The 13,253-nt window shown below is 41.0% G+C and carries 9 protein-coding genes; 2 read left to right on the top strand and 7 right to left on the bottom strand.

Translation table 11 applies throughout. The annotated features are described in order from the left end of the window. Window positions 1–423: 423 nt before the first annotated feature. Together QTN47_RS16925 and QTN47_RS16920 are read left to right on the top strand one after the other, a co-directional pair. Complete coding sequence (locus QTN47_RS16925) at window positions 424–834, top strand: VOC family protein (RefSeq protein WP_369330585.1); 411 nt, start codon at window positions 424–426, stop codon at window positions 832–834. Window positions 835–1,153: 319 nt separating this feature from the next. Further along, window positions 1,154–1,492, top strand: a complete 339-nt coding sequence (locus tag QTN47_RS16920; protein ID WP_369330584.1) for a DUF6958 family protein — start codon at window positions 1,154–1,156, stop codon at window positions 1,490–1,492. Window positions 1,493–1,736: 244 nt separating this feature from the next. Here the strand turns inward: QTN47_RS16920 and QTN47_RS16915 are convergent, their stop codons facing one another. The 7 genes from QTN47_RS16915 to QTN47_RS16885 form a co-directional block, all read right to left on the bottom strand. Further along, window positions 1,737–2,588 (bottom strand): NAD(P)-dependent oxidoreductase, encoded by an 852-nt coding sequence (locus QTN47_RS16915; RefSeq protein WP_369330583.1) that lies wholly within the window; start codon window positions 2,586–2,588, stop codon window positions 1,737–1,739. A gap of 98 nt (window positions 2,589–2,686) precedes the next feature. Continuing rightward, a complete protein-coding gene (locus QTN47_RS16910) occupies window positions 2,687–4,405 on the bottom strand; it encodes an alpha-amylase family glycosyl hydrolase (RefSeq protein ID WP_369330582.1) in 1,719 nt (572 codons plus the stop codon). Window positions 4,406–4,728: 323 nt separating this feature from the next. Beyond that, entirely contained in the window at window positions 4,729–6,348 is a 1,620-nt protein-coding gene (locus QTN47_RS16905) for a purple acid phosphatase family protein (RefSeq protein ID WP_369330581.1), read from the bottom strand. Between the two features lie 35 nt (window positions 6,349–6,383). Continuing rightward, the gene (locus tag QTN47_RS16900) at window positions 6,384–8,204 is read right to left on the bottom strand and encodes a cytochrome-c peroxidase (RefSeq protein WP_369330580.1); all 1,821 of its coding nucleotides are present in this window, start codon (window positions 8,202–8,204) and stop codon (window positions 6,384–6,386) included. A 327-nt stretch (window positions 8,205–8,531) separates the two neighbouring features. Further along, window positions 8,532–8,807 carry a hypothetical protein gene (locus QTN47_RS16895; protein ID WP_369330579.1) on the bottom strand — a complete coding sequence of 92 codons (276 nt, stop codon included), beginning with the start codon at window positions 8,805–8,807 and terminating at the stop codon, window positions 8,532–8,534. A 460-nt stretch (window positions 8,808–9,267) separates the two neighbouring features. After that, window positions 9,268–11,025, bottom strand: coding sequence for an ABC transporter ATP-binding protein (locus tag QTN47_RS16890; protein ID WP_369330578.1), 1,758 nt, complete (start codon window positions 11,023–11,025; stop codon window positions 9,268–9,270). Then, the gene (locus tag QTN47_RS16885) at window positions 11,015–12,760 is read right to left on the bottom strand and encodes an ABC transporter ATP-binding protein (protein ID WP_369330577.1); all 1,746 of its coding nucleotides are present in this window, start codon (window positions 12,758–12,760) and stop codon (window positions 11,015–11,017) included. The genes QTN47_RS16890 and QTN47_RS16885 overlap by 11 nt, the downstream gene beginning before the upstream one ends. Between the last annotated feature and the right edge of the window lie 493 nt (window positions 12,761–13,253).

Here is a 13,253-nt window from a genome sequence, read left to right as displayed (position 1 = left end):
AAACTTACGTTTGTTATTGTTTACTGGCGTAAAGTTTTTGTTAAGTTCCGATTAAAACAAAAAAAGCCCCTTAAAAGAGGCCTGCAAAATTCATGAAGCCGCGAGGACTTCCTAAAATTTAAAAATCATAGCATTGCAGATAGTAAGTCAACTTAATTGCGGTATTCGTTGCATGGAGTGGAAATTATCTTTTTGGTTGACAGCGGTGCCGGTGAATAGTCAATGGTGAATAGTGAAAGGTGTGATAGTTTCACTGGTTTTTTAGAAGCCTTATCAATTTACCCAACATCATCCCGAGGACTTGCTTCGCTTTTACAATACCTCTAATTCTGAAAAATCTTCCTGAATCGCAATTTTCAAGAAATGCCCTGACCTGCACCTTCTGAACTTTGTGATATTCTTCAACCAAAAAACTGGAACAACATGATTGCAAGAATGTCTCATGTCAGCGTTTTCGTTCTTAGCCAGGAAAGTGCTTTCGAGTTTTATGTCAACAAGCTTGGTTTTAAAGTTCACACAGATGCGCCGATGGGAGAAGGGTTGCGCTGGCTCACGGTTACGTCGCCGGAACAACCGGACCTGGAGATAACCCTTATTCCCGTTATGGAAGGTATGATGTTTACAAAAGAATCTGCGGCCACCATGAAGGACATGATTCAAAAAGGAACGTTTGGATTTGGCGTTTTTGAATGCAAGGATATCTATGCTACCTATGAAGAATTGAAAGCAAAAGGGGTAGAGTTTATAAAAGAGCCAAAAAAGGAGTTTTACGGAATTGAGGCGCTGTTTAAAGACGACTCGGGGAATTGGTTTTCGTTGGGGCAGAAATCGTGAGGATCTTTTAAAACGGAATAGGGTTGGAGTTACTCACAAGTTGTTGGTACGCGGCGCACAGTGCAATACGGCATACCAATGGCGATCACCAAACTTGTGACAGGCCTATGAACCGTTATCAACCTTAGCGGAAACGCGTACTTAACCCAACCCGTGCTTGCAAAGCCACGCTGACAGCCGTTGTTGCGTGTGCGGCGAGGCCTTACGAAGCCAGGGGCACCAACAACAAATTCTGCTCTCGCCTATTCCTCGCAAGTAAGACAAATCATCATGCTGTATATCAATGATGGCTACCAATTTCTTTTAAACCTAGATAAGTATGACAAAAGACCTGAAAACGTACTCGTCGGCGACATCAAAAAAGTCTGGAAAAATTCAGCTTAAACATCCTGCAGGAAAACACGCAGTCCGCATGGATAAGGAAAAATATTTGCTTATCAGGCAGGCAATCCTGAAAAGTCTGCAAGGAGGTCGTGAGTTATCACACAAAATGCTTTTGCAAAGCGTAGTGGAATATTTTGAGAAGAAACAGATTGTCTTTGAAGGCTCTGTTGAATGGTTTATGGAGTCGGTTAAATTGGATATGGAAGCGGAGGGAATAATAGAGAGAATATCCAGCCAATCTATGTTTTTGTTTCGGATGGACGCACTGAGTTAAATATTTTGATAAGGACGCGTGATCGTAGTAGGGATTCAATAATAACTTCGCCTTCGTTATGCTATTTTTCTAAACTGCGCATATATTGTTGGTACGCCGCACACAATTGCTATGCGGCATACCAACAAAGGCGGTCACCAAACTTGAGCAGGGATTGCGAAACATCCATCCAGGCCCGCAACTCCTGAGCAAGTCGACACATTCCCACATCCTACATCGTACATCGTACATCTAACTTCGCACATTATCCTGCTACATCTTTCCCAATTATCGTCCAGTCGCTATTGCCAAAACCTTTTTCTATCCACTTGTCCATTTGCTTTGCTATACTCGGGATCACTACCAGGTTAACACCTGCAGCATCTGCAGCATTCATGAATAACTGCGTGTCTTTTCTTGCCATGCTAAGTTCCCAGGAAGGGTTATCATACTTGCCGCCAGAAACTCTTTGTAATCTTGCAGGCAACATCGCAGCGGGATTCCATGAATCAAACAAGGTTGCTATATCACTTACCGGTACGTTCTGTGCCTTACCTAAAGCCAATGCATCCACAATTCCTGCCGTAAATGCAACGAGGAAAGAGTTGCCAATTAATTTCATTGCAGCGGCCCTGCCTTCTTCTTCGCCAAAGTTGATCACTTTACCTGTCATCTTTGCCAGCTCCTGCTGCCATTTACGAATCACTTCCTGGTCGCCGGAGACTAACATATAGCCGGTGCTTTCCAATGCGTTTTGCGGACCCATAAATACCGGGGCGTGCAGATAAGTAAAGCCAAGTTCTTTCCAATATTTTGTACGCTCAATGGCTCCGTTTGCGGATGTTGTTGTATGATCTATAATGGTTGCGCCGGTTTTAAGCGCCGGTTTTATCATTTCAAGCACTTCATTTACTGTGTCATCGTCTTTTAATGTTACATGAATCACACCGGCATCTTTTACCGCATCGGCAATATTTTCAAAAGCCTTCGCGCCGTATTGTTCAAGTGCTTTGGCTTTAGATGCTGTTCTGTTCCAAACATTAACCTGCGCTCCCTTTTTTATCATCGCTCTTACGAAGTTTGAACCTAAAAGGCCCATTCCTAAAAATGCTACCATGATTTTTTATTTAAAGATAGCAATCAATGCGGATTCTTCTAAGCTATGAGGTGTAAGGTTTAAGGTTTGAGGCATAGTCCCAATGCCATTTATGTCGATTAACCGAGAATAACAAATTGACGGGGAGAAAGTACTAACTGTACATAAACAGCACCAGCCGGCGATTGTTGTACAGTAACAGCACCATCACCACCATATAGAAATTGTAGCTGGTCATTTGGCCGATGATATGTTGCATCAACGATAATGCAGTCGGTTCTTTCGCTGGCAGAAACATTGTAGGCAACCAATATTTCTTTTCCATATAAAATCCGTGAAAAGGCGAGCGTATAATCATTGCCGGATGGAAAATTAAAATCGGTTCCGTTTTCAGATGTCTGGCGGAAATACATTCTACCAAATCTCAAAGGCGTGGTGTTGCGCATTACATTGGCAATCTTTGCTATTTCAGCATAAATATTACAGGCTGTGTTTAGCAAGTCCTTTGACGGATCCTGGTTATCAAACATTGCTTCGCGCATTTGAATATCGCCGCCGCTTCCATCAAATCCCTGTTCCGTTCCATAAAAAATGCAAGGCGTTCCCAAGCTGCAAAGCAAATAGCCAATGCCGGCAATTACCTGCTTATCGTTGGCGGAAAAAGCGATACGTCCATCCTGCCAAAAGCTGTCGTGGTTGTCAATAAAAGTTACGAGATACCGGCCAATCTCTCCACGGTTCAGCGCACGATGTTCCTGCGCGGAAAGGCGGTTGTAAAGCGTTTCGGGACCAGCATTTCCTGTAATTACTTCCCGCAATGCTGCATTTTCTCCGTCACCCTGCGCCAGCCTGAAATCAAGTAATGAATTAATACCAAAGAACACAGTTCTGTTGCCGTCGGTTTGCGAAGTATTTTGTCCGAGATACCTGTTATAAATATCATCACTGCTGACTGCCAGTTCACCAAACAGAAAGAAATTTCTTTTTCCGAGGCTGTACGCATATTCACGAATGTTTGAGCAAAAGCGTGAGCAGGCCAATTCTCCCATATGTTTTACTGCATCAACGCGAAAACCGTCAATATCGGCTTCACGGATCCAGTAACAATGGCTTTTAATCAAAATATTGATCAACTCAGAACCTGCTTCATCATCATCGTTTGCATAATCTTTCAGCCCAAATAAGTCACCATGCTGATTTTCAGGATAGCGATCATAACCGTTATCTGTTATTCTCCCTTTGCGGTGATAGAGATCCTGATTTCTTAGTTCCTGCGGCACAGGATGATCATCAGATTTCCAGTTGCCGAAATCAAATGTGATATCATCATAGTACAAATAAGGATTAACACCGGGCTGATCTTCATTTTTATAAAACCAGTTATCACCCGAATGGTTTATAACAACATCCAGGATTATTCTGATTGGAAATGGTTTGCCATCTTTTTGAAAATTGTGCGCTGCTTGCACCAATTCAACCAGGTCTTCTTTCGTTCCGAAGTTGGGATCGATCTGTAAGTAATTTTTTATTGAATAGCCATGATAAGACTTGTCGTTGTTTTCAAACACCGGCGATAACCAGATTGCTGTGCAGCCTAATCCGGCAATATAATTTAGGTTATTGGTGATGCCTTTTATTTTGCCACCGTAAAAATCGTTGCCGGTAGTAAATCCTTTCGATCTTTCGGTAGATAAAACGGGCGAACGCGCAGCACCGTCATGAAAACGATCGACCATTAAAAAGTAAATGAATTCTTCGCGCCATTCCCTGTCAATATTGAAATAAGTTTTATCGGAATCGGGAGTAAGATCTATATCCCGGATACTTTTAAGTGTCATACGTGTAGGTTTAAAGGTGTGAGACTTGTATTAAATTAACAGGAATTGGGGAGAATTGCAAGGGACGGTATCAGGCGTAAGGTTTGAGGTTTGAGGTCTGAACATTGCAACAGTCGTGTTGCCGCTCTTAACTAAATTGTCCCCGGGTTCGAATGTATTGCGTACTTAGGTTTATTCTCTGTGCAACTCCGTGTCTTCTCAGCGTTCTCTATGTAACTAATTGTTCGTGGTATAGAATAAAAATTATGGTTACACAGAGAAAATACAGGAGAAGACACGGAGTTGCACAGAGAGTTGCAAGATGAGCCAATTGAACGTCAATCTTACTTAGCAACTGTTATCTCAAAAATATCCTTAACGCAACTGTTGGCATCGCGTACTTCATAAGTTGTTTTGCCAACCGGCGGCTTTACCTTAATGCTTCTGCCTGTATCCGCACTTTTGTTCCATTTGTAGTCGCCAACAAAAGAAGCGGTAAGCGTAGTTGTTTCGCCTTTTTTCAACTGAATTTTCTGAGTTTTATTTACATCTTTCATCATTACAAAATGGTCCCTTATCACGCCATCCGCGCAGATCCATTTCAACTCAAGACGACTTCCCTGAACTTCCAGCATAGAAGCGCCTCCAATCTCATATTTTGAATAATAGAAAGCATCATGCGGATAGGTTGGTTGATTTTTCCCGGAAGCACCTGCAGATCCTGTAACGACATAAACAGTTCCCTGTTCCCCTGATTTTTTTATATATGGACAAGAATTATCACTTCCGTCATACAAGGCCGATGAAGTGCTGAGGTTATTAGTTGCTGCGTTAAAAGTTGCTTCCATTCCATAATGTCCGTGCATTAATCGGGAGCGTTCATAAAGATGACTATGGCCGCACACGATAAGATCTACCCCATAACGCTCGAGAATGCGAATAAAATTCTCTCGTATCTTAACCAGTTCTTCTTCTTTGTCTGAATTGTGTGATCCCATCGTATAAGGAGGATGATGCCAGTAAGCAACTATCCACCCGCGTTTGGGATTCTGATTGTAAGCTTCCAGATCTTTTTTTATCCAGTTTACCTGCGCACCGGTTGTATCATACAATCGTGTGGCATTGTCCTCCTTTCCGTAAGAATCAAGTGAGAGAAAATGTACATTACCGATATCAAAAGAATAAAACGCTTCTGTACCAGAAGGAACACCCCCTGCTTCGCCTTTTGTAGGCATAGTAAAGTTTTGATAATACGCTATATCATGCGTTGATTGTGCTGTGGCTTTAAAGCGATAAAAATCATTGTAATCATGATTTCCGGGCGAAGGAAACAAAGGATATTTTTTAAGAAAATTATCTCTGTAGATGTTGAAGAATTTTTCCTGGAACTCAGGGTCTGTGCCACTGGAATAGGCGTTGTCTCCTAACAGGATCCATGCATCCATTGGTTTATCATCACCAATATATTTTTCAACCTGGTCGCGAACCTGGCGTTGGTTGGTGGAGTTATTACCACAATCACCCAAAATACCAATCCGGTAAAAACCTTCATCGCCAGGAACAGGGAGTGTCACAAAAAAATTGTCTTTACCTTTTTGCAATGTATCACCTGCACCTCCACCAATAGCATAATAATATTTTGTTCTGGGAGATAACCCGGTAAGTTGCACCTGGTGTTCAAAAGTAAGCGCGGGATCTTCCGCTTGCTGATCCAGGTTATTTTCTGAAGAACCAAAGTTTACAACACTTCTTGTTAAAGCATTTGTGCGCCAGCGGATGACGATGCTTTTGCTTGTCGCCATTTGTAAATATGGTCCGCGAATAAGGCCAGCCAATACATCGGGCCTGCGTTCCTGCTTGGGTGCCTGAACACTTTTTGCCGGTTCTGTTTTAGCCGGAGTGTTTTGTGCAATGGCAGACATAGTAGCCGCAACCGCCAGTGCAAGAAATAATTGTTTTTTCACGATCATGTTGGTTATACTTGTTAAATCTGTTGTCTTTATCCGGGCACTTTATCCTCCAGTGAGTTGATGAAACTCACAATATCTTTTATCTCATCATCATTGAGATTTAAAGGAATTGACGACAAGGTTTGGCCCTTTATATTCAGGCCAATTCCGTTGCCGCCGCCTTTGTTATAAAACTCAACAACCTTTTCCAGTGTTTTAAATGCTCCATTGTGCATGTATGGCGCTGTTGCCGATGCATTACGCACTGTTGGCGTTTTAAATGCTTTTTGATACACTTCTAACGGAAAAAAATTATAGCGCCCATTATCTGTATCATTCAATGCTTTTTCCAGATCACCATTTGCAGGCGTACCTAACACTTCCAGTTCCGACATATTGTATAGCGGAGGAACAAGTCCGTTAAATAGCGGTGCAAAATGGCAAGTACCACATTGCGCCTTACCCATAAAAAGATTGAATCCTTTTATTTGCTGTTTTGTCAGCGCCGACTTATCACCTTTTATGTAATCATCAAAAGCTGAAGTTCTTGGATTAAGTGTTCGCACGTAAGCAGCGATCGCTTGCGACACTTTTCTGAATGAGATCAGGCTATCCTGCAAATTAGAAAATGCTCTTTTAAAGTCCGGATGATAAGATGATTTTGCAGATAAATTACCAACGACAGTAGCGCCGTTGCTGTTCATTTCTGATGGATTGGAAACAACTGTTTGAATCTGTTCTTCCAGCGTTTTCGCCCTTGCATCCCAAAACTGTCCAAACTGAAAGCCTGCGTAAAATAATGAAGGTGCATTGCGTGTAACATGAGAATGCCCGTCAAATGCCACACTCTTCGGCAATCCGTCTGAAAAATGCTTTGCAGGATCATGACATGTTGCGCAACTGATTTTGTTATTGGCAGACAACGCTTTTTCAAAAAACAATTTTTTTCCCAGTTGAACCAGGTGTTGATTATTGATCGTGTCTGACGATGGGAACGCATTGATGTTAATTACATCATCGTTGAAAAGATCTCCGGCATCATAATTTAAAATTCCGGCGGAAGTATTTAACTCCAGATGTTTTTCATTAATAAGTTTATGGATGTTCCGTTCCAGCGGCAAGGCATACTCCGTTAGAAACGTCAGCCGGTCAAAATCATCAAAACCGGGATGGTCCTGCAGGTATTTTATACTGCCTGATAAATATATTCCAACACTGTCATTTGAATTAACTTCTGCAAATACTGACAACACATATTGTATGGATTGAAATGCGGCTTCAGATTCTTCAATGCCTGTTTTAAGTAACGGCGCATCATAACCAGTAATCCCCAACGTATTAATACGGATCAGTTCCAGCTTTATGCTTTCCAGAATTTGATTATCCGTGGCCTTAAATCCAAATATTGTTGCAGTAAGATCTTTAGCCGACGAGTATACAATATCCGCCTGCTCCCGAAGGCTCACTTTACTTTCATTGGTAATTTTTTCAAACAGTAAGCCTTCTATTACCTGTAAACCAGTGGGCTCCTGGTATTCCATATAAGGTTCTTCCACCTCAAATTTTGGCGGGCCATTATAAATTACCGCTGCACTTTTAAAAAAATATTCCATTAAAAATTCAATGCCTTTGTATTGCAGCCGGCATTGTTTTAAAGCCTGCTTGGCATGTGCAATTGTTGACGGGTTAGAGCTATCTAATAGTTCAACAGAATTTTTTAGTTCAAGTGCTGCAGAGGAAAATTTTCTGGCAATATTATTAAAACGGTCCACAGCTCTGTCCCTGGTTAAATAACTGCGCTCAGTACCGGCAAGGTTGCTATAAATAACCATGCAGCATATAGTTGTAAAAATGCCGGCAATAAATTTCATACATTAATTTACCTGGCTGCAACCGTTACGGGCTGCATGCGCATTAGCAACAGCTTATCGAAGGGGCAAAACAAGCAATTCCGTGTTAAGTAATTATGAAGCATCGGTAAGATGCATAACAAACAAGGTACATTTATTTTACATTGAAGCATCCAGATCCAGGGTGAGGGCTCTATAATGCATCAGTTTTCTCACAAGCCGAACAAGGCTGAAAATAACGATAATCGCGGAAAAGACCAACTTTGAAAAAACAAAAGGACAACCAGGTTAAACGACCGCTTGTCCTTTTTCATTCCATTCATTTGAATGGTTACATGGTTTATGTGTTTATTCTTCGTCTTTCATCAGCTGCCTTATCTCGTCGGGCAGTTCTTCATCGTTTGCATATAATGCGGTTAATATATCTCTTGTGTATTCTTTTCTCAAAACATCCTGTTCCGAAAAACCGCCACCGGATGCGTCAATCCCATTCTTTTCAGCAACAAGTTTCGACAGCAGGCTATTGGTTATTTTAGCCTCAACCAGTATGTCGGTCAGCATTTTCAGCTTAATACCGTTTAACTTGTTTGAGTTAAGCGTAAATGCCAGTTTGTAGTAATCCATAATCCTGGTTTTTGGTTAGAAAATATTTTGACAGATGTCCCGGTGCCGGTTCTTACAAAACAACACCAGGTCCATTATAAATTTTATCAAAACTCAAACCAAAGGACTAAAAGCAAAAAATCCCTTTTAAGTTGTCCTTAAAAAGGGATTTTATTGAAAAATGTGGAGATATTTCCCGGTTTCTAAGCTTAAAGCCTAAAGCTCAAAGCCTAGAACTTAGGATTGTTGTAAGTTGTACGTTATACGTGTATCAAAGCTAAGGTTGTTAAGTTTAAATGATGATTTAAGCTGTGATAGGTGTTCAAAGCTTAAAGCCTAAAGCTCAAAGCCTGGAACTGCTGTTTAATTTTAGAAAAGTTAATAGTTATCAAATTCGCGCATTTATCAAAAAGTCGAGATTGTTTTATTGGGAGTACATACTTAGTTTTAAGCTTTAGGCTTTGGGCTTTAAGCTTGCTTCTCAACTCACCCGCGCTTCCTGCATTAACATGGCAAGTGCTTCCTGGAAGTTACCTGCCCTGCTGATGCGGCCATCGTTCACAAAAAAGATTTCATCGGCGCTTTCAATTGTATTTAACCGGTGTGCAATTATTACTCTTGTCGTTGTATCCGGCAGATGTTCCAATATGTCTTCCAGCAGATTTTCAGTTAGTGTATCAATGTTTGCTGTTGCTTCATCCAATATCAACAATTCAGGATGCCTGAGCACTGCACGCATAAATGCGATCAATTGCTTTTGTCCAAGACTTACGCTATCTGCATCAGACACATTGCTTTCCAGGCCGCCTTCAAACTTTTCCAGCAATCCTTCAAGTCGCGCTTCTTTAATTACTTTTTCAAGACCTTCATTGGAAAGATGTGCGTACTTTTTATTGCCGTACAGAATATTGTCCTTTACTGTTCCGCTAAACAGAAATGGCTCCTGCAAGATGAACCCGATGCTTTCTGTTCGTTGCTCTCCATCATACACTTGCATGTCTTTACCCTTCAGCAGAACAGTTCCGCCTGTTGGGTTATACAAGCCTGCCATCAGTGAGGCTGTAGTTGATTTACCTCCACCTGTAGGACCAACAAAAGCATAAGTTTTTCCACGCTGTAACTCGAAACTTACATTGTGCAATACTTCTTTCTCTCCTCCAGGATATCCAAAATGTACATGTTGAAAAGACAGTAATGTATTTGGGCTAGCTTTTGCATCAAGCGCTGGGCGTGCTTTTGCAGGTTCAAGATCAAGAATAACGGCGATCCTGTCCCATCCTGCCATTGCAACCTGGAAGCTTGTCCAGATAGTTGCCAGTTGCCTGATCGGAAAATAAAAATTGCTCACATATGCAAAATAGCTGATGAGGATACCTACAGTCAGCATTCCATGTGTAATAAGAAAGATCCCGTAAATAAGTACCGTCAACTGCGCCAGGTGAGAGCAGAACGTAAACACCGGTAAAAAAATGTTGTTTACCAAACCGGCACCAATTGCACTCTTATAGTTATCTGTACTTGCTTCGTTAAAACGCTGGCGGAAATAATCTCTTCTGTTAAACGCGATGATAGCTTTAAAATTCTGCAAGCTCTCCTGGATCTCTGCACTCATTGCACCACCTGATTTTAGGTTACGTGCATTTCTCTTTTTTACAAGAGGTGAAATAACGCGGATAAAGAGCAGTATCAATACAGCTGGAACCAATGCAGCTGCGCCAAGACGCGGATTGATGGCGATAAGAAAAATGGCAGAGCCCAACATCATAAAAATGTTGGTAACAAACTGCATCAATGATTGTGAGAAAAACTGGTTTACCTTATCCGTATCGTTATTAATTCTTGATATTAAATCGCCCGTTCTGTTCTGGTTGAAAAATGCAAGTGGCAGCTGGTTAAGTTTTGTAAAAAGCCCGTTACGTAAATTAAACAATATACGCTGACCAACGCCGCCCATCAATCTTGTTTGCAGATAGTTTGTGCTGAATGACAATGCATACAATCCTAATAAAACAAAACAATTGGTGATCACCGCTGAAGAATTGCCTGTTGCTACATAATGGTCAATTGTATAACCTATCACTAACGGACCGGTAAGGTTAATACCGGATGTGATCATCATTGTAATAAAAGCATATATAAGTACGCGACGTTCCTCGCCAAGCCAGCGCACCAGTTTTCGCAATGCCTTTGCTGTATTATTTTTCTGAGCCTCTGTAAGGCTGTTTAAATCATAGTTCATAGTTGCCGGTGCTTCTTTGTGATTGATAGATCTGAATGTATTCGGGACAGGTCTGTAATAATTCTCCGTGTGTGCCTGAGGCGATCACTTCTCCTTCCATTAACAAGATCACTTCCGCAGAATTTTCTGCCGAGCTGATCTTTTGTGTTACGGAGATAACAGTTATTCCCGGATAATTTCTTTTAATATTCGCCAGTATTTTTTGTTCTGTAAGTGTATCCACTCTTGCTGTAAAGTCATCCAACAATAATACTTTGGGTTCTATTGCCAACGCTCTTGCCAACATCATGCGTTGTTTTTGTCCGCCGGAAAGGCTTGTACCTCTTTCTGAAACTATGGTATCCAGTCCTTGCGGCAGTGTTGATGCAAAAGCTTCCAGTTCGGCTGTTGCAATTGCTTTTTGCATAGCCTCGGGAGTTACCTGCTGGTTAAAGGCAATGTTCTCACGCATACTCATGTTAAACACAATGCTGTCCTGGAAAACAATGCCCATTTGCTGATGCAAAGCATCCTTTCGGTAATCTTCGAGCGGTTTGTTATCCAGGTATATTTTTCCGTCATCAGGATTCAGCAACCCGATCATCAGGTTAAGCAATTGTGTTTTCCCTGAGGCCGTCGGTCCTGTAATAGCAGTATGCGTTCCTGATTTTATGCTGAAGGATACATCTTTTAAAACAGGCTTGTTTGCCAGTGAAAGATTAACACCGTCCATCACAATATCACCTCTCACATCTGCCTGGATGGTTCCTTTATCAACTATATCCTGGGCCTGTAATACAGAAGAGATACGTGTGTAAGATGCTCCTGCCTGTGCAATAATATTACTCATAAAGCCCAACACAAATATGGGAAAAACGAGCATCATCAGGTAGTTATTGAATGCTGCAAAATCACCAAGCGTCATCGTGCCGGCGATTACAAAATGGCCACCAACACCCAGTATTGCAACGCCGGCCATGTTTGCTGTGAATACTACTACAGGGATCATAATGGCAAACAAATTCAGAATTTTGAAACCGTTTTCTTTTGCGCCTGTGTTTGATTCAACAAATTTGCTAAATTCCAGTTGCTGGCTGTTCAGCACTCTTATCAATGCAGCCCCGAGAATACTTTCACTAATAGTTTTATTAAGCGTATCTATTATTCCTCTTCCTTTAATAAACAGTGAACGCACTCTTTTTAATACGGTGAAAAATGTAAATGAAATGATCGGGATAATTGTAAGCACAATCAAGGCCAGCCTCCAGTTAATTGTAAGCAACAAGATAGATGCACCAATGATCATAAACACGGATGAAGCAATAGATGCAATGGCGGTGGATACATACATCTTAATAGAATCAACATCTGCCGTAAGATTTGTAAGCAGTTTGGATGGATTTGATTGCTGCACCCATGTATAGCTTTGCTGCGAAATTTTATCAGACAGTTTTTCACGTAAATCTTTTGCAACTCTTTCAGAAGAATAAGTCTGTGCTACACTTTGCAGATAACTAAAAAGAAATATAAGCAGGGCAGAAGCGGCAAAGCGGATCAATATGGAGCTTTGCACATAATGACCTTGTGTATAGCTGTCTATACCTTGTCCGATAATTTTTGGGATCCATAAATTAAAAACATTTCCTGCCAGGGCAAATGCAATAAGCAGAACAATTCGGCTCCGGTAAGGCTTGAGCAGCACAGAAAGGCCTGGCTGTTTTGGTTTGCCTCCCGGTTGATTTTTTCTTTTAGACATTGTGGAAAATTTCTGTTATAACGGGCTTGAGCATGGTTAGAGGGCGAAGGTAAGTAAATGAGTGAATGTGCAAATTTGCAAATGGGCGAATGGGCGAATGGGCAGATGTGAAAATGAAAGTATAATCAATATTGCATTCCTAAGATAGATTAAGTTTTTGTAATAAAAATCCGGTGATTCAGATAATGTTATTTTAAAAGAAATGATAACGACTATACAAGTATTAACCTGAAAAGTTAACAATAACTAAACGGTGGTAAGGGCAGATTAGAAGCGACGTTGAAACATGTGTTAACATATATCAAGGCAGGGGGAATTTGTCATGTTTTCCATCATATGAACGTAGAGTTGTTAGCATTGTGCTTCCACTTTCATTGTGTAACAGATACATTATATGATAAAGTTAATTATATGATTTTCAGGAGCTTTTAATTCCCAAATTCGTTTCTTCCGATAGTTCTTTTTGAACTTTAACTTGTTATCTTTGCAATAA

This window comes from Danxiaibacter flavus (genome assembly GCF_041060425.1).
Classification (GTDB): domain Bacteria; phylum Bacteroidota; class Bacteroidia; order Chitinophagales; family Chitinophagaceae; genus Danxiaibacter; species Danxiaibacter flavus.
Note: the sequence above shows the minus strand (reverse complement) of the source record. Positions and strands in the feature narration are given on the sequence as shown.

Coding starts and splice junctions, on each gene's coding strand:
- QTN47_RS16885 (WP_369330577.1), bottom strand. CDS start 12,760: ATGTCTAAAAGAAAAAATCAACCGGGAGGCAAACCAAAACAGCCAGGC.
- QTN47_RS16895 (WP_369330579.1), bottom strand. CDS start 8,807: ATGGATTACTACAAACTGGCATTTACGCTTAACTCAAACAAGTTAAAC.
- QTN47_RS16910 (WP_369330582.1), bottom strand. CDS start 4,405: ATGACACTTAAAAGTATCCGGGATATAGATCTTACTCCCGATTCCGAT.
- QTN47_RS16900 (WP_369330580.1), bottom strand. CDS start 8,204: ATGAAATTTATTGCCGGCATTTTTACAACTATATGCTGCATGGTTATT.
- QTN47_RS16915 (WP_369330583.1), bottom strand. CDS start 2,588: ATGGTAGCATTTTTAGGAATGGGCCTTTTAGGTTCAAACTTCGTAAGA.
- QTN47_RS16925 (WP_369330585.1), top strand. CDS start 424: ATGATTGCAAGAATGTCTCATGTCAGCGTTTTCGTTCTTAGCCAGGAA.
- QTN47_RS16890 (WP_369330578.1), bottom strand. CDS start 11,025: ATGAACTATGATTTAAACAGCCTTACAGAGGCTCAGAAAAATAATACA.
- QTN47_RS16920 (WP_369330584.1), top strand. CDS start 1,154: ATGACAAAAGACCTGAAAACGTACTCGTCGGCGACATCAAAAAAGTCT.